Origin of the sequence: cyanobacterium endosymbiont of Epithemia clementina EcSB, assembly GCF_029919255.1 — a bacterium.
Classification (GTDB): Bacteria; Cyanobacteriota; Cyanobacteriia; order Cyanobacteriales; family Microcystaceae; genus Rippkaea.
The window spans coordinates 1,862,602-1,879,035 of the sequence record NZ_CP123991.1; the positions used below are offsets into that span (position 1 = coordinate 1,862,602).

Here is a 16,434-nt window from a genome sequence, read left to right on the forward strand (position 1 = left end):
TTATAAAAAGAACAAACCCACCTTTCAAGGTGGGCAAAATAAATCAATCAAACCCTAAGTAATTTAAGTCCTTATTGAGGTCCTAAACCAACCTTAGGCGCATAAAGGGCGCGATCACCTAACTCTTCTTCAATGCGTAATAATCGGTTATACTTAGCAACCCGTTCACTGCGACACAAAGAACCGGTCTTAATCTGTCCAGCGCGAGTGGCTACAGCTAAGTCAGCAATAGTAGTGTCTGAGGTTTCTCCTGAACGGTGACTAATCACTGAACTATACTGTTTACGAGTAGCTAAGGCAATAGTTTCTAAGGTTTCAGTCAGCGTTCCAATTTGATTGAGTTTAATCAAAATAGAATTAGCAACTCCCATATCAATTCCCTTCTGTAAACGAGTTGGGTTAGTAACAAACAAATCATCCCCCACTAATTGAATGCGAGAACCCAAAGACTCAGTATAAAGTTTCCAATTATCCCAGTCTTCTTCTTGTAAGCCATCTTCAATGGAGATAATAGGATATTGATCCACTAATTTAGCCAAATACTTAATGAATTCCTGGGAAGAATGGGCTGACCCATCATAGATATATTGTCCATCTTTGTAGAACTCATTTGAAGCCACATCCATGGCCAAAGCCATTTGTTCTCCAGGTTTATACCCTGCCCGTTCAATGGCTTCAATTAGCAAATCTAAGGCTTCTTGATTAGACTGAAGGTCGGGAGCATAGCCCCCTTCATCCCCCACGCCAGACAACAAGTTACGCTCTTTGAGAACTTTTCTCAGGGTCGCGAAGACTTCAGCCCCCCAACGCAACCCTTCCTTAAAGGAGTCGGCCCCAATGGGCATCACCATAAATTCTTGGAAGTCAACATTATTATCTGCATGGGAGCCCCCGTTAAGGACATTCATCATGGGGATGGGGATAACATTGGCTAAAGGACCTCCTAAATAGCGATAAAGAGGTATCTGTAATTCAGCCGCTGCTGCTTTAGCCGTCGCTAAAGAAACTGAGAGAATAGCATTAGCTCCCAATTCTTTTTTATTAGAAGACCCATCACGATCAATCATTTTCTGGTCAACAGAAGTTTGATCGAAGGCATTAGTATTCAACAATTGGGGCGCAATTTTTTCTTTAACATTGCGAACAGCGTTGAGTACCCCTTTACCGCCATAGCGGTTAGGGTCATCATCCCGTAATTCGTGGGCTTCAAAACTCCCTGTTGATGCCCCACTAGGGACTTGTGCGATACCAAATGCACCTGTTTCGAGAAACACTTCTGCTTCAATGGTAGGGCGACCACGGGAGTCTAAAATCTCTCTAGCGGTGATGGCTTCAATGAGAACTTCAGGTTTGTTTAGCATGGGTTAGGTCTGTCCAATAATAGAGAAATCTGATTATTTAGTGAGATGTATCCCGACAATACAGCTATTTTCATCAAAAATGAAAAAAAATCCTTTAGTCGCTTTCTGGAATTGTGTTTCCACAATCACCACATTTACCTTATCAAGACTCGACTCTGATCGCACCTCTGTCTTAACAATGCGTTCAAACAAACAATTTACCTTCTGAATTTGTTGCTAATCGGTTTGAAATCTGTTAGGGAGAATCTCAGTTTTCAGAGTAGAACTCAAGTACCTCCCGACACAAATAAAGTCGTCGGCAGCCACTATGATTGATAATAATTTGAGTAAGATCTTCAATGACTTCAGTATTGGGAAAATCTACTCCGATAGTTTCTCTTAACAAATTTTTGTTAAAGGTGAGAATAAATTTATTGATCTAGCTTTCAAATTCCGTTTCAATCACCACCAAGTCTGTATTGATGGTGGAGACCATACGAAAACCTAATTGTTTTTTAACTTGTCCATTGATATCAATTGAACTCACTGCCAACTTCTTCAGTTTTGTCGGCAGTGAGTTCAATGGACAGGATATAGCTAGTCACTTTCTTGATTTCGCTTCTTTGTATTTTCTTGACTTAAGGAGGTGGTTAAATTGACAACTTTCTCTTCTAATTTCTCTTGGTTAACTTCCATCGACTGTGCTATCTATTTTGATGGGGCGTGGGGAAGTTAACTGTTGCACTTTAGTAAGTAACGCCGTAATCGTTCTTAACGGATGTTAATGCAAGCAGGGTCACACTAGTTTGTCTAAATGACGATAAAGACTAATTTATCAATGTTTTTTACTCCTCTAGATTTAAGAATGATATATAAATTTTGATGATTTATATATCATTCTTAAATCTAGAGGAGCTATCTCTTATTAAGATTAATCTAGTATTAGGAGATTTATTTTAGTTAACTTCTTAAGATTAGCCCATAACTGCGGTAGCTAATATTTATTTGTTGACAGTAACACTTAATTTTTATCATCAAAATACTCATCCTCGGAAGAATTGATTTCATCTTTAAATTCCCGTAGAGTTTTTCCCAAATTAGATCCAATTTCGGGAATTTTTTTAGGACCAAAAATTAATAAAGCAACACCGACAATAACCACTACTTCCGTCCATCCTAATCCAAACATATCAACTCCAGATACTACAACAATTAATTCGGTTTGATCAATAAATTACTAGTAATATTCTATGCTAGAAAAACACCGAAGTTTAAAGGATAACACTGAATTAATTTCTTAACATAATGCTAGAATAGCCTAGACTGCAACAATTGAGTTTGATGCTAGTGGAGAATTGCTTGGACAAATTTTATCTTGTGTAGCACTCCTCGCCAATGATCCGAAAATTGTAGCTAGTAAGCGGTATGTTAGACACTTCACCTGTTTCTGTTCGCTCTCAACTCAACCCCTTGATACGACTACTCGCTGATATCATCCAATTTCATTGGGAACAGTATCTACCCCTAGTCTCCTATGAATTACCTGATGGGTTAGGACATGTGGAAGGAAAACTCGGAGGTAAAAAAGTGGTGATTGAAAATCAATGCTATCAAACTCCTCAGTTCCGTAAACTCCATTTAGAATTGGCAAAAGTAGGACAGGAATTGGATATTCTTCATTGTGTGATGTTTCCTCATCCGATTTATTCCCTACCTATGTTCGGTTGTGATATCGTAGCAAGTCCTAGAAGAGTAATTGCGGCAATCGCAGATTTATCTCCTGCTAACCAAGAACTGACTCTTTCTTCAGAATACCACCAAGCCCTATCCCAATCACCAGTTTTGGAGTTTTCTGAATCTCGTGGATTACCCGAATGGGGCGATATTTTCTCTGACTATTGTTTATTTATCCGTCCAACTGACCTAGAAGAAGAAACTCAATTCTTGTCTCGTGTGACTGAATTTTTGAAAATTCACTGTCAAACTGCGATGGATTCTAAAACTGTTTCTAATAAACAGCAAATGTCTAATTTAGCCGGACAGCATTACTATTGCACAAAGCAACAACAAAATGATAAAACCCGTCGGCTTCTAGAAAAAGCTTTTGGTGAAAAATGGGCTAATAAATATATGACTCAAGTGTTGTTTGACTTACCTCCCCAGGATAAATAAACTCTTGAAAAGTAACTCTAAAAAGACAGTGAAAGAAGTTTTTAGTTAAAAATATATGACTTCCTACCAAGAATTAATTAGAGGAAACATTTAAGAATGAATGAGAAAGCAAGACTGTTAGAAACGATCGCCGGCAAAAATCGAGGGTTATTAGCAACGGAAATGGATCGGGTAAGAGTTCTCTCGGCCTTAGAACAACTTGAAGATCATAACCCCATCCCTCAAACGCTAGAAGCAAAAGAATTCCTCGATGGGAATTGGAGGTTACTCTATACCACAAGTAAAGGAATTTTAGGACTTGACCGCCTTCCCATATTGCAATTAGGACAAATTTATCAATGTCTTCGCATGGCTGATGGGAAACTTTACAATATTGCTGAAATTATTGGAGTACCTTTTTTAGAAGGATTAGTGAGTGTTATAGCTAAGTTTGAAGTCGTCTCTGACAGGCGAATTAATGTTAAGTTTGAACGTTATATTATTGGTCCCCAAAGGTTATTAGGATATCGATCACCTACCCAATTAATTAAAGACATTGAAGCAGGAAAAAAGTTTTTTCCTTTAGACTTTAGTATCGAAAGTCAAGAACAAAAGGGATGGTTAGAAATTACTTATTTAGATGATGATCTTCGAGTAGGGAGAGGGAATGAAGGAAATGTATTTGTTCTATCTAAAGAAAAGGGAATTTAACTAAATTTTTAGAATAATTGAGCCAATGTCATGTCTTTTTTCGATCAATTACTGATATTTTAACACTGATTGCGGAAGAAATACGAGCTCTTCATAGTCAGAGTAGAGTAAATTACTAGTTAATAACTTCCAAAACTCTTTTGTCCTGAATGTGATTCGATTGCTCCTATGACTGCTATGGCTAATTCATATGCATCTTCTTTATTTAACTAAAAGTTCTTCTTTACTCCTCTTCTTAGAAAGACCCTTAAACGAAGAGATGATATTTAGCTAATCTGACTATGCGAAACTTGTGATATAAAACTAACTAGTAAGCCAAATTAGGAAACTTTAGAGATAAAAATTGACGTAATTTATAAATTCATAAGCTCTCGTTTCAATCAACTTCAATTTACTATTGATACCTTATACTGTTACTTGGTTAAAATAGGTAATAATTTCTTCTAATCGAATATCTAGCCTAGGTGCTTCGATAACTTTTTTACATCAATCAACTAATTTTTATAATCGTTGTACCCCATGAGTGTTCAAAAAAACTATTATCAATTGCCACTTTATCTAATTGGTGCATTTTTGAGAAGACTGGTAAAATTTTACACACCTTGTTTATTTGTTTCTCATTCTTTACTTGAATATTCTTGTTTTTTAAGTCAAACATATTTGCTCTTATTTTAACCCTGGCAAGATTTTTTCTTTTTGACTAGTGCTTTCAAGCTCTACTTATTTAAGCTCACCTACTTACCATCAAACATCTGTGTCCCCAAAACCGTTAACATTTTCATAGGTGCAGGTGCAGTATAAAAAATCCTTAACATTAGCTTACAAGGAGAACTTAAAAATTACAATGTTCGATACTCAATCGGTTTTAGAAGTCTTACGTCCAGTTCAAGACCCTGAACTCCAAAAGAGCTTAGTAGACTTAAATATGATTCGTAATGTAGTCATTGATGGCTCCCAAGTCAGTTTTACCCTAGTCTTGACTACTCCTGCTTGTCCTTTAAGAGAATTTATCGTTGAAGATTGTCAAAAAGCCGTTAAACAATTACCAGGGGTGAAAACTGTTGAAGTAAAAGTAACCGCCGAAACCCCTCAACAAAAAGTGTTACCCAGTCAACAATCTGTCGCTGGAACCAAAAATATCATCGCTATTTCGAGTGGTAAAGGAGGTGTGGGGAAAAGCACTGTTGCAGTAAATATAGCTGTTGCTTTGGCCCAAACGGGAGCTAAAGTCGGCTTACTCGATGCTGACATTTACGGTCCCAATACTCCGATTATGTTAGGATTAGCCAACGCACGGTTTAAGGTAGAACAGGGGGACCACAGGGAAGTCCTAGAGCCTGTCCTTAATTATGGGATAAAAATAGTGTCCATGGGCTTTTTAATTGACCCTGATCAACCAGTTATCTGGCGTGGTCCAATGCTAAATGGCATTATTCGTCAATTTCTCTATCAATTCAATTGGGGAGCCTTAGATTATTTAGTGGTAGATATGCCCCCAGGAACTGGAGACGTTCAATTAACTCTCGCTCAAGCAGTTCCTATGGCGGGTGTTGTCATTGTTACCACTCCTCAAACCGTATCCCTGGCAGATGCTCGTCGTGGGCTAAAAATGTTCCAACAATTAGGGGTTAATGTGTTGGGACTGGTGGAAAACATGAGCTATTTTATTCCCCCTGACTTACCTGATCGCACTTACGATCTCTTTGGTTCGGGTGGGGGTCAAAAGGCTTCCATAGAATTAAATGTTCCCTTACTTGGTTGTATCCCCTTCGAAATTGCTTTACGTGAAGGAGGAGATCAAGGAATTCCCATTGTTGTAGCTGCCCCTGAATCGGTTTCTGCTAAAGCATTAACCGCAACCGCTAAACAAATTGCTGCTAAGGTATCGGTAGCTACTTTAACCTAAGTTAAGAAACTATTTTAAATGAGGAGTTGTCCTGAATGATGCCTAGACTTGCTAAAAGACGACGTTTACCTTTGTGGTTGTATAACCTAGCCCAAGTTGATTGGCTATTGATGTTTTTAATTGTGGGTTTAACCAGTTTAGGAGGGTTGATGATCCGCAGTACCGAACTTCTAGAAGGATCGGTAGATTGGTGGCAACATTGGATTTTTGGGATAATAGGGTTAGTGATCACTTTTACTTTAGCTCGCTGGAGATATGAACCTCTTATACAGTTGCATTGGGTAACCTACGCTATCACCAATATTTCTCTTATTGCGGTGATTATCATTGGAGTAGCGGCTAATGGGGCGCAAAGTTGGATTAGTATTGGTAGCTTTAATATTCAACCTTCAGAATTTGCTAAAGTCGGTCTGATTATTACCTTAGGGGCCCTGTTACATGAAAAACAAGCCACAACAATCCCAGCCGTCTTAAGAATTTTTGCGGTAATGGCAGTTCCTTGGGTGCTGATAATGTTACAACCAGATTTAGGGACAGGATTAGTTTTTACAGCAATTACTTTGGGAATGTTATATTGGGCAAATATGCACCCAGGATGGCTCATTTTAATTCTATCTCCCCTGGTTTCTGCGATGTTAGTCAACGTCTTGCCCCTAGGTTGGATTATTTGGACAGTGATCATGGGTTCAATTGCTTGGTTTACTTTACCCTTGCGTTTTGCCTTTGCCATGGGAGCGGTCGCTATTAATATAGTAGCAGGGCAATTAAGTGGTGTGTTATGGAGATTACTTCAAGACTACCAAAAAGATCGCCTAACTCTTTTTTTAGAACCAGAAAAAAATCCCCTCGGTGGGGGTTATCAGTTAATTCAGTCCCGCATTGCTATTGGTTCGGGAGAATTATGGGGACGGGGACTGCATCAGGGAACTCAAACTCAACTAAATTTTATTCCTGAACAACATACGGATTTTATTTTCGCGGCAGTCGGAGAAGAGTTTGGTTTTATTGGCAGTATTTGTGTTTTATTTGCCTTTTGGTTAATTTGTTTTCGCTTAGTAATTATTGCCTGTCAGGCTAAAGAAAACTTCGGTTCTTTATTGGCTGTTGGAATGTTATCAATGATCGCATTTCAAGTTGTCGTTAATATCTGCATGACGGTAGGTTTAGCTCCTATTACGGGGATTCCTCTGCCCTGGTTAAGTTATGGTAGATCCGCCCTACTAACTAATTTTATTGCTCTAGGTTTGGTGGAATCTGTTGCTAATTATAGTACCCAAAAAAGACTTTAGTTATCAACTAAAAGCTATTAGTTAATATTTGACTAATTTAGTTTAATGTTTTTAATTCAATAAGGAGTAAAAAATGTTTAAAACTAACGATTTAACTACCTCCGCTCATAGGCTCCATGAATTTTAGCATAATAGTCTAAAATTATTTGTATCTGGTGTTTTTCTAGGATATCAAGGGAACTTGGATACTGAATTAGTAAGGTTTCCACTTGACTCTGAGCATAATCAAACTGTTCTGACTGTTGAGGAATTAACTCAGTGGTTACTCCCTCGATTTGTTGCAAATGAGCCGCTAATTCTCGATATACTGCTAGAGGTAAATTAGGATAGGCAATTTGCTCCTGTTGTTGTGTAACTGTTGTTTGTCTCATGTCTATTACCTTGATTTTACCTCATCATGAACTTAAAATAAGTTGACCAGTTTGATATTAATGCTAATCCTGTTTGCGACCTCAAAATTTTGGAATTCCCCCATTAAATTCTGTTTTATGAGCTAATTTTAAGGGATGAGAGCTTCTTAAACGGATGGTATAACTGTCTTTACTGTGTATCTAAACAAATGATAACTCTTATCTTTTTATCTTCGACTTGCAATAGCAATTTTCTATTCAAATAGGCGAATAGCCTGCACTACAAAAAAATACCACTGGCTGCTCTTTCGTGATTTCTTTAACAAGAGGTTTAACCGGACCTTAGAGTTTTTCAAAAAAAAACACAAAACGTCCAACCTATACTGCTCTAGGACAACATGAGGCTCATACCCATTGATGTTAATAGCTTAAACCGTTACCTTTCAATTGGAAAAGTTAAAAGTAGCCGTTACGTGACGAACAAGGAACATTATCCCAATTTCATAAAATGCCAGTCGGGGCGAAGGTTACGAGCATCTCGTAAATAAGAATGATAGATTTCTACTTGAGGCTTTGGGGTATTGAAGTGAATTAACACCCGAATACATCTTTGTAAGCTTCCTTCCACGTGCATTTGTTGCAGATCTAATAAAGGAACATTATCCCAATGCGGACGTTGACGGGCGATCGCTGCGGGAAAAATGGCATCAAGGTCTTTGGTAGTGGTAAAGGTCGCACTAACTATGTCTTCGGGATCAAGTTGGTTGCGGATTTCAATCTCCTCAAGCAATTCGGTTACAGCATCCTTTATCGCTTCCTTGGTATTGTCTGATACTGTGGTTGCTCCTCGAATGCCCCGCACTTTGCAATTCACAATCAAATCCCTCCAACAACTTTTGCTTAACATTAGAGTTTAAGGTCGATATAACCATAATGGTTGGCCATTGGTCATTAACTCAAACTTAACCCAATCTATTGCTACTTTTAACCCAGATTTGCTTTTATTCTGAGATAAAACTCGATTCCATAGAGATTTAGGTTCTTCAATGGTATAACATTGGGCTTGATCGGGATTGAGTCCCGCCAATTCAGCCGCCCAGCGACGGGCATCTTCTTCAGTTCCTAGGCGATCAACCACTCCTAATTCTAAGGCCTGTTGTCCGGTAAAAATGCGTCCATCAGCAAAACTTTTAACTTTCTCTACATCTAAATTACGACCTTGAGCAACGGTATTGACAAATTGTTGATAACTCACATCAATCATTTCTTGAAGAATGGTCTGTTCTTCTGCAGTTAATTCCCGATCAAAAGAAAGAATGTCTTTATAAGGACCAGATTTAATTACTTTAAAAGAAACCCCAACTTTATCGAGGAACCGTTCAAGGTTATTTCCTCGCAAAATAACTCCAATGCTCCCAGTAATAGTTCCTGGGTTAGCAACAATATACTCTGCGCCTACTCCAATATAAACGCCCCCAGAAGCAGAAATATTACCAAAACTTGCTACTACTTTGACTTTTTCTCTTAATTTTTTGAGCGCTTCGTAAATCTCTTGAGAATCTGCTACTGTCCCCCCTGGGGAATCAATTCGTAGAAGTAAAGCAGGGAATTTTTTTTCTTTAACGATTTTTAAAGCTTTCAAAACATTTTTACGGGTTTCTGAGGCAATAGCACCATTAACTTCAATACGGGCAATTTGTTTAGTTGGTCTAGGTTTAAACGGCCAAATCATAAGCGGTTTTTAATTGTTCAATAGAAAAGATAAAACTATGGATTTTCTAGAATGAAGTATAATAGTAGTCAATGATTTTCTGAAGTCTTAATTTTGAGTGTGTTCTTTAACTCCAGAAACTTGATTTTTCTAAAAATCAAGTTTCTGAGATCTTAGAGCCCTTGTAGAATAAGACTTTCAGTTTTTGACTTGATTGTAATGTCTTCATAGCTAGTTTAGAAAAGCCAAGATTATTTTACCGAGTCTCTGATTGTAACATCTTTAATTGATGTTTTCCATTAAACCAATACTTTTAATTTTTGTAAGCTCGAATCGCTACAGCCAGTAACACTAGCTCCTAGAGCTAACACTGTTTTTAAATATTCTAAGGTCTGATCGGTAATTTTTTCCCCTGGCATTAAAATAGGAATTCCTGGAGGATAAGTACAAATTAAATCTCCACTAATTCTGCCAAGACTATAGTTAAAATCAACCATTTTTGTCGCAGCGAAAAAAGTTTCACGAGGGGAGATGGGGGAATGGGGAGATGGGGGAATGGGGAGATGGGGGAATGAGGAGATGGGAGAATGGGGAGAAAAATACGAGTTACTTAGGATTTGGAAAGCTGCTATTAGTTTAGTGATATCATCTGTTGTATTCCCCATAGAAATAATAAATGCTAAATGACGTAACATCGGTAATTCTGCCGTTATTCCTAATTGTTGATGGAGAATTTTATCGACTTCAAAGCCACTTAATCCCAAAGCTGTAATATTCACTGTTAATCGCGTAGTATCCAAGTAATAAAAACTGCAAAAAGGTTCTTTTAAATCTAGAATAGATAAGCCTTGAATATGACTTAATTGCTGCCTAGCTTTGTTAGCAAATTCAATAGTTTTATCCAATAATTCTTTTCCATATAATGCCATTTGTTGTCTGGCTGCATCCAAAGATGCTAACAATAAATAACTCGGACTTGTAGACTCAATTAACTGTAACGCACGACTAATTCTTTGGGGATCAATGCGTGTACCTTGAAGATGTAACATAGAAGCCTGAGTCATCGCTCCTAATACCTTATGGGTCGATTGTACGGTTAAATCTGCTCCCATGGATAAAGCACAAGGCGGCAAGTCTTGATGAAAGGTAAAATGACCCCCATGAGCCTCATCGACCAGCAAAGGAATTCCCTGACGATGGGTTATATCTGCGATCACTTTTATATCGCCACAAATACCATGGTAGGTGGGGTAAACTATCATAACTGCCTTAACATCAGAATTTTCTTCTAACACCTGTTTTAAGGCATTTGGAGTAATGCTATAAGAAAGATCCCAAAGGGGATCATAATAAGGATTAAGAAAAACCGGAACTGCCCCCGATATAATTAACCCCGTTATTGCTGATTGGTGAATATTACGGGGTAAAATAATCTTATCTCCTGGGTTACAAGTAGCTAAAATTGCTGCAATAATACCACAAGTTGAACCATTTACTAAAAACCAAGTATTTTCTGCCCCAAATGCCTCTGCTGCTAATTCCTGCGCTTTTTTGATCACTCCTGATGGGGCAAACAAATTATCTAATTCGGGCAATTCTGGTAAGTCAGCAGTAAATACAGTTTTTCCTAGTAACTTTTCTAAAGATTGTGGTATTCCATGCCCCTGTTTATGACCAGGTGCATGAAAAGCTACATTTTTTTGAGATATTAATGTTCTTAATGCCTCAATAAGGGGCATTTTGGATTGAGAGTTTAAAAATGTGTGTTGCGATAGGGTCATGGATTATGGAGCATCCGTTTATAATATCGACTTGTCTGGTAATTGATAGGGAGAATTTGGTCGTGCCCAAGGTTAAATTCGGATTCAATAATATTGTCTCTTTTAGATAATGTTCTTAACAACTTTATAGTCCCTAACAAATAACTACTTGGCGTTGTATTAAACATAATAGGGTGATCGCTGTCGAAGTGGAAGATATCAAAGCAGTTGTAAGAAATATTCAGTGAATAGAATTTTCACAGTATTTTTGTTATAAGCAACCAAGAACAAGGAACAAATGATAACTTGGATAAATCGATTGAGAAATCAACATAATATGACTCCTACCCAAAATGGAACTAACCCGTTTTAGCTATAGGGAATTGCTCAGGAGTTGCAGGGGGAGTTAGACTGATATAAGTGACTAGTCTCACTAATAAAAAAATTGATCAAAAAAGCCATAGAACTACTCACGAAGATAGAGCATTGGTGAAAGCAGCAAATCTTATTATAGTTGACTTTATACCTTTAGCATGAATACCTTTAGCGTAGCTATCTTTGCCCTAAAGTTTCGCAAACGGAGAAGATTATGCAGATAATTGATAAACAGTCAGGAACTCCCGAAGTCATGAATATAACCAAACATGGCTTACCGGTTACTATTATTACAGGATTCCTCGGTAGTGGAAAAACAACTCTTCTTAACTATATTCTGACCAATCAAGAAGGGTTAAAAACTGCAGTTCTTGTAAATGAATTTGGCGAAATTGGCATTGACAATGAACTCATTGTTACTACTGAAGATAATATGGTAGAACTGAGTAATGGTTGTGTTTGTTGTACTATCAATGAAGATCTAGTTCAAGCAGTTTATAAAGTTTTAGAACGTCCTGAAAAGGTTGATTACTTAATCGTTGAAACTACCGGAGTAGCTGATCCTTTACCAGTTGCTCTAACATTTTTAGGAACAGAGTTAAGGGATATGACCCTCTTAGACTCTATTATTACAACAGTAGATTGTTCTAATTTTAGTCTAGATTTATTCAATTCTCAAGCTGCCTACAGTCAAATTGCTTACGGAGATATTATTCTTCTCAATAAGACAGATTTGGTAGATAAATCAGATGTAGATGCTCTAGAAATTCGGATTCGAGATATGAAAGAAGCGGCTAGAATTATACGCACTCAAAGGTCTGAAGTCCCCTTACCTTTAATTCTAAGTGTGGGGTTATTTGATTCTAGTAAATATTTTGATTCTAAAGAAGGAAAAAAAAATCACGAACACGAAGACGAACATCACCACCATGATCATTCTAACCATTTAGACAACGATGGATTTATATCTATTTCTTTCGAAAGTGATAAACCTTTTTCAGTTCGTAAATTTCAGTACTTTCTAGACAATCAACTACCTGAGAATGTCTTTCGTGCTAAAGGTATTTTGTGGTTTGATGAAAGTCCTAAACGTCACATATTCCACCTTAGTGGTAAACGATTTACCCTAGAAGATGATGAATGGAAAGGAGAGCCCAAAAATCAAATCGTATTAATTGGTCAAAATATTGACAGCCAAATATTGTATGAACAGATGGAAAACTGTATTTCTCTTCCCTTTAATGGTCTGACTAAAGAATTTGGAAAATAAACAAAAATAGGATTTTCATCAAACTGTAACGCATCAGGATCCACTAGTCGTGGATCCTGATGCGTTACAGTTTGGTCGCTAGAATAATTTTACGAACAGTCTCTTAGGCTAAATTTTAGGTAAGTTTACGAGTTTTGATTGCACATTCAATCATTGTCTTACTAAAGTCTGTATACTCCTTGTAAGAGGATAGATGATTAATTTATTAGTCACAAATATTACCAGAGATTGTTGCCAATTCCCAGAGATCGTTAAGAATAGATATCACTAATATTGGAACCCGTATCGGTTACTATGGAAGTCTTTTGCCTGTCTCAAGAACAAAACTTCCTAATCCGTCTGTACCCGAATTATTTCCTAAAACTAGTCCCCAAGTCGTGGAAGGGGAGATTATCAGATAGAGTGATCCTATATTTAAATGTCTTTCTATTTTGGTAATCGAATTAAAATAAAAAGTTATGGATTTAAAGAAATGTATAACCCGATTGGAAACTAATATGAGAATTTGAATTTTTCTCCGCCCTTATTTGATTCTATCTAAAATTAAATCCTTTTATCATTAAAATTTTTTCAATAGCCCTATGTACTTGTCGATGAATATACATTGGAATTGAATGGCTTTCTTCCTTACAAATTCCTTCCATCTTGGTATCTACTCCCCATTGCTTTAACCAGTCGATCTGCCCGAACATTATATAGGAAAGGAAGTAAGTTATGTTGAAAATAATTAAACCCAATGTTCGCTACTCAATCAATCTTATCAAAGAAAGAGCCCATCAATTAATCCGAAAAAGATCGCTTCATCTTCAACTACCAATTGATAACCTATGTAACTACATTGCAGTCTGTGGAGGGACAGAGGCTGCAATGTAGTTAGAAGAACATGATTATTCACTTCGAGATCGATGGATATATTTACCTGGTCAAAGGTTTATATATTTTATTTATCCCTAGCTGAGGAGGAGGGGTTATCTCAGTTAAGAAACAATTTTAAGAAAATTAATGGATATTAATGAGGATTTATACTTATCAAAAGCGGGGGATAACTTGTCACCTCAATATTTTTTCTATAGTTATGGACGCTCTCTATATCAATTAGTTAGAAGACTCTTTTAAAAAACAACAATGGGTTAACTGAGAAGAGACTTATAATATAAAATTAACTAGTGAAATGTCAAATCAAGAAATTTCAGAGTTGAAAATCAACAAAATTTCTGAATCCATGAGCCATAAGCTTTCCTTTTAATCCATTTCAATTTATTATTGATACCTTCTAATATTCTTTTTATTCTTCTTTGAAGAAAATAAATAGGCGATAATTTCTTCAATCTAATACCTAGTTGTTCCACAGCTTGGGAAAATGGATAAATTTTTTGACTTTACTCAACTAATTTCAATTGATATCTAAGTCATCTAATCTATACTGTTTAATAAACTTACGTAATCCTTCTGTAGAATCTCCCGAGATTAAATGAGCAGGAAAGTTTTGTTTTTGACTGATATGGTTAACATAAGAGGATTGAAGATAAGGTTTGTAATTTTGATTATTGACAATATAAATTTCAAAAAAGGCTAACATCGTTGCATTCGTATAATTATCAAGTAAAACTGGACTTGGTAAGGTTAAATTAGGAAGAGTTTTAATCATATCTGTTAACCCTGCATCAAGTTGAGAAAAATCAACATGAGCTTGACCTTCTTGCAATAAAAGATAGCGGTTTTCAGTTGTTAACCAGGGAAAAGATCGAGCCTGTTCAAAGACAAAAGGCGTGGCTGGGTCATAATTTCCAGCACCAATAAAAGTTGGAATTATAATGTTACTTAATCCTTGTTCTCCAAAAATACTAGCGTTAACGGGATTAATTGCATAAACTGCTTGTATTCGTTTATCTCGAAAATTATAATCTTTTCGCTCTAATTTTAAAGCTCGACATTGAAGTAATAACGCTGTATTTAACTTACCCAATTCTATATTACAATCTTTTTCAAGTCCTTTAAAATCCAGGGTCGCTCCTGCTAAAGCTAAAGCTGTATAACCTCCAAAAGAATGACCAAAAACTCCTACATTTTCTAAGTTCAGTTTTCCACCAAACTCAGTAATATTACGCCGTTCTAATTCATCTAAAGTCTGACTAATATCTAGGGGACGATTTAAAAATTCATCAAGATAAAATATTTCCCCAGCATAACCTTCTAATAAGTCTTGAAGATGTTGAATATCACTCCCTGGATGTTGGGGAAGGGCGACCACATAACCATAAGAAGCCAAATGTTCAGCTCGTTTAGCAAAATCTTCGGGGCTAGAACTTAACCCATGAGAAATAATCACTACTGGGGTTTTACCCTCACGTTCTGTTTGGGGTCGATAGACATCAACATAAAATTTTTGTCCTCCCCATTTTATATTGCGCTTTTTATTTCGCAAAATCCAACGTTTAGGTTTTTCCACTTCGAAAGGGCCTGGTTCTCGTATATCATTCAATTGAAAAAAATTGATGGGCGCAGCGTTTTGGGCTTCAATTTCTGACAAGTTAACTACCGCTTCACTAAACAAATAAGTACCCTTAACAATTACCTCAATCTGTCGAGATAAACGTAAGGTTTTTTTGATATCAATTTGCATATTGACGGGGAGTTTTTTGAGAACATTAATTAAGCTTAAGCCTTCAGGTTCAAAGGCTGCTTGGACTAATGAACCTCTCAGGGGATATTTGCCATTACGCCCTCCTTGAATGTTAATAATGTCTCCAAAATAATCCATGAGACGTTCCCCTTCATCAGTGCGAAGAAAGCGAGATAATAATACGGGATCAACTTCTACGGGAGTCATTAATGCTTCCCGAAATAAGACTTTTTCTTCTTCTGTCGCCCCGACAATATCTAAATAGAATGCCAAGTTCTTATCTATTTTTCCTTCTTGAGCAAATTTCTCTAAGGATTTAACCCTCACTGAGAGATTAATGGCATTATATAATAAATATATCGTCTCGGCTCCGTGAACAGAAGCTGCAAGGGTAAAAGTTACTGTGCTAAATATACTCAATAACCAAGGAACAAAGAAAATGTAAGAAAATCTCATCTAAAAAATGTCCAAATAATTTTATCTTTATAGATTTTATAATAAATCACTCTTATTCGCAGATATATCAGTTGATGCTTTTAATTTAATTTATTGTTCTACCTATTTTAATTTTTTAAAAAAGTAGTATTTAGTACCAAAAAAATACTTTTTATGGATAGATAAATTAACAAAAACTGGACTAGTAGTATACTGAATATATTAGACTTTTTGATGTATCTAATACGTAGATAGCAATTTGACAACTGCTCATTTTTAATATTTTCTAACTCTTAATAAGATGTCGTTGAAACAAAGATCTCACAGTTCGTATTTAATTCTTCGAAAATAATCTTAACCATATCACTCAGAATCACCTTGCCCACTTCATGTTCTGGTAATGGAGTCATAACTTCTGAAATCCTGTGCTGTAAGTAGATATGAGAACCGAGATGTTCTCTCAATTCTTTGAAAATATCATCGAATGTTTGTTAATAAATACCTGTAATAATT

The 16,434-nt window shown here is 36.5% G+C and carries 14 protein-coding genes; 6 read left to right on the plus strand and 8 right to left on the minus strand.

The features are described 5' to 3' along the window. Nucleotides 1-71: 71 nt before the first annotated feature. From eno to tatA, 3 genes are all read right to left on the minus strand, one after another. The gene (gene eno / locus P3F56_RS06080) at nt 72-1,361 is read right to left on the minus strand and encodes a phosphopyruvate hydratase (protein WP_281152026.1); all 1,290 of its coding nucleotides are present in this window, start codon (nt 1,359-1,361) and stop codon (nt 72-74) included. Nucleotides 1,362-1,394: 33 nt separating this feature from the next. After that, entirely contained in the window at nt 1,395-1,553 is a 159-nt protein-coding gene (locus P3F56_RS06085; protein WP_281152027.1) for a hypothetical protein, read from the minus strand. 808 nt (nt 1,554-2,361) lie between these two features. Further along, a complete protein-coding gene (tatA, locus tag P3F56_RS06090; RefSeq protein WP_281152028.1) occupies nt 2,362-2,529 on the minus strand; it encodes a twin-arginine translocase TatA/TatE family subunit in 168 nt (55 codons plus the stop codon). A 236-nt stretch (nt 2,530-2,765) separates the two neighbouring features. Between tatA and P3F56_RS06095 the strand changes: the two genes are divergently transcribed. The 4 genes from P3F56_RS06095 (at nt 2,766) to rodA (ending at nt 7,397) form a co-directional block, all read left to right on the plus strand. Continuing rightward, nucleotides 2,766-3,512 carry a phycocyanobilin:ferredoxin oxidoreductase gene (locus tag P3F56_RS06095; RefSeq protein WP_281152029.1) on the plus strand — a complete coding sequence of 249 codons (747 nt, stop codon included), beginning with the start codon at nt 2,766-2,768 and terminating at the stop codon, nt 3,510-3,512. Nucleotides 3,513-3,608: 96 nt separating this feature from the next. Continuing rightward, entirely contained in the window at nt 3,609-4,202 is a 594-nt protein-coding gene (locus P3F56_RS06100; protein WP_281152030.1) for a PAP/fibrillin family protein, read from the plus strand. A gap of 844 nt (nt 4,203-5,046) precedes the next feature. Continuing rightward, nucleotides 5,047-6,108 (plus strand): Mrp/NBP35 family ATP-binding protein, encoded by a 1,062-nt coding sequence (locus tag P3F56_RS06105; protein WP_281152031.1) that lies wholly within the window; start codon nt 5,047-5,049, stop codon nt 6,106-6,108. A gap of 35 nt (nt 6,109-6,143) precedes the next feature. Then, a complete protein-coding gene (gene rodA / locus P3F56_RS06110; protein WP_281152032.1) occupies nt 6,144-7,397 on the plus strand; it encodes a rod shape-determining protein RodA in 1,254 nt (417 codons plus the stop codon). A gap of 95 nt (nt 7,398-7,492) precedes the next feature. Here rodA and P3F56_RS06115 read toward each other — a convergent pair whose 3' ends face one another. From P3F56_RS06115 to P3F56_RS06130, 4 genes are all read right to left on the minus strand, one after another. After that, entirely contained in the window at nt 7,493-7,768 is a 276-nt protein-coding gene (locus P3F56_RS06115) for a hypothetical protein (protein WP_281152033.1), read from the minus strand. 469 nt (nt 7,769-8,237) lie between these two features. Next, nucleotides 8,238-8,654, minus strand: a complete 417-nt coding sequence (aroH, locus tag P3F56_RS06120) for a chorismate mutase (protein ID WP_405054742.1) — start codon at nt 8,652-8,654, stop codon at nt 8,238-8,240. Nucleotides 8,655-8,660: 6 nt separating this feature from the next. After that, nucleotides 8,661-9,479, minus strand: a complete 819-nt coding sequence (gene sppA / locus P3F56_RS06125) for a signal peptide peptidase SppA (protein WP_281152035.1) — start codon at nt 9,477-9,479, stop codon at nt 8,661-8,663. A gap of 278 nt (nt 9,480-9,757) precedes the next feature. After that, nucleotides 9,758-11,239 (minus strand): aminotransferase class I/II-fold pyridoxal phosphate-dependent enzyme, encoded by a 1,482-nt coding sequence (locus tag P3F56_RS06130; protein ID WP_281152036.1) that lies wholly within the window; start codon nt 11,237-11,239, stop codon nt 9,758-9,760. 568 nt (nt 11,240-11,807) lie between these two features. On the opposite strand from P3F56_RS06130, the gene P3F56_RS06135 reads away from it, so the two are divergent. Continuing rightward, on the plus strand, nt 11,808-12,863 hold the full coding sequence (locus P3F56_RS06135) for a CobW family GTP-binding protein (protein WP_281152037.1): 1,056 nt from the start codon (nt 11,808-11,810) through the stop codon (nt 12,861-12,863). 714 nt (nt 12,864-13,577) lie between these two features. Further along, nucleotides 13,578-13,736: a hypothetical protein gene (locus P3F56_RS06140; RefSeq protein ID WP_281152038.1), complete on the plus strand. Its 159-nt coding sequence runs from the start codon at nt 13,578-13,580 to the stop codon at nt 13,734-13,736. Between the two features lie 520 nt (nt 13,737-14,256). Here the strand turns inward: P3F56_RS06140 and P3F56_RS06145 are convergent. Then, nucleotides 14,257-15,942 carry an alpha/beta hydrolase gene (locus P3F56_RS06145; RefSeq protein ID WP_281152039.1) on the minus strand — a complete coding sequence of 562 codons (1,686 nt, stop codon included), beginning with the start codon at nt 15,940-15,942 and terminating at the stop codon, nt 14,257-14,259. Nucleotides 15,943-16,434 lie beyond the last annotated feature (492 nt).

Bases quoted from the DNA above. Each gene is read 5' to 3' on its own strand.
- eno (WP_281152026.1), bottom strand. From the start codon at position 1,361: ATGCTAAACAAACCTGAAGTTCTCATTGAAGCCATCACCGCTAGAGAG.
- tatA (WP_281152028.1), bottom strand. From the start codon at position 2,529: ATGTTTGGATTAGGATGGACGGAAGTAGTGGTTATTGTCGGTGTTGCT.
- P3F56_RS06095 (WP_281152029.1), top strand. From the start codon at position 2,766: ATGTTAGACACTTCACCTGTTTCTGTTCGCTCTCAACTCAACCCCTTG.
- P3F56_RS06100 (WP_281152030.1), top strand. From the start codon at position 3,609: ATGAATGAGAAAGCAAGACTGTTAGAAACGATCGCCGGCAAAAATCGA.
- P3F56_RS06105 (WP_281152031.1), top strand. From the start codon at position 5,047: ATGTTCGATACTCAATCGGTTTTAGAAGTCTTACGTCCAGTTCAAGAC.
- rodA (WP_281152032.1), top strand. From the start codon at position 6,144: ATGATGCCTAGACTTGCTAAAAGACGACGTTTACCTTTGTGGTTGTAT.
- P3F56_RS06115 (WP_281152033.1), bottom strand. From the start codon at position 7,768: ATGAGACAAACAACAGTTACACAACAACAGGAGCAAATTGCCTATCCT.
- aroH (WP_405054742.1), bottom strand. From the start codon at position 8,654: ATGTTAAGCAAAAGTTGTTGGAGGGATTTGATTGTGAATTGCAAAGTG.
- sppA (WP_281152035.1), bottom strand. From the start codon at position 9,479: ATGATTTGGCCGTTTAAACCTAGACCAACTAAACAAATTGCCCGTATT.
- P3F56_RS06130 (WP_281152036.1), bottom strand. From the start codon at position 11,239: ATGACCCTATCGCAACACACATTTTTAAACTCTCAATCCAAAATGCCC.
- P3F56_RS06135 (WP_281152037.1), top strand. From the start codon at position 11,808: ATGCAGATAATTGATAAACAGTCAGGAACTCCCGAAGTCATGAATATA.
- P3F56_RS06140 (WP_281152038.1), top strand. From the start codon at position 13,578: ATGTTGAAAATAATTAAACCCAATGTTCGCTACTCAATCAATCTTATC.
- P3F56_RS06145 (WP_281152039.1), bottom strand. From the start codon at position 15,942: ATGAGATTTTCTTACATTTTCTTTGTTCCTTGGTTATTGAGTATATTT.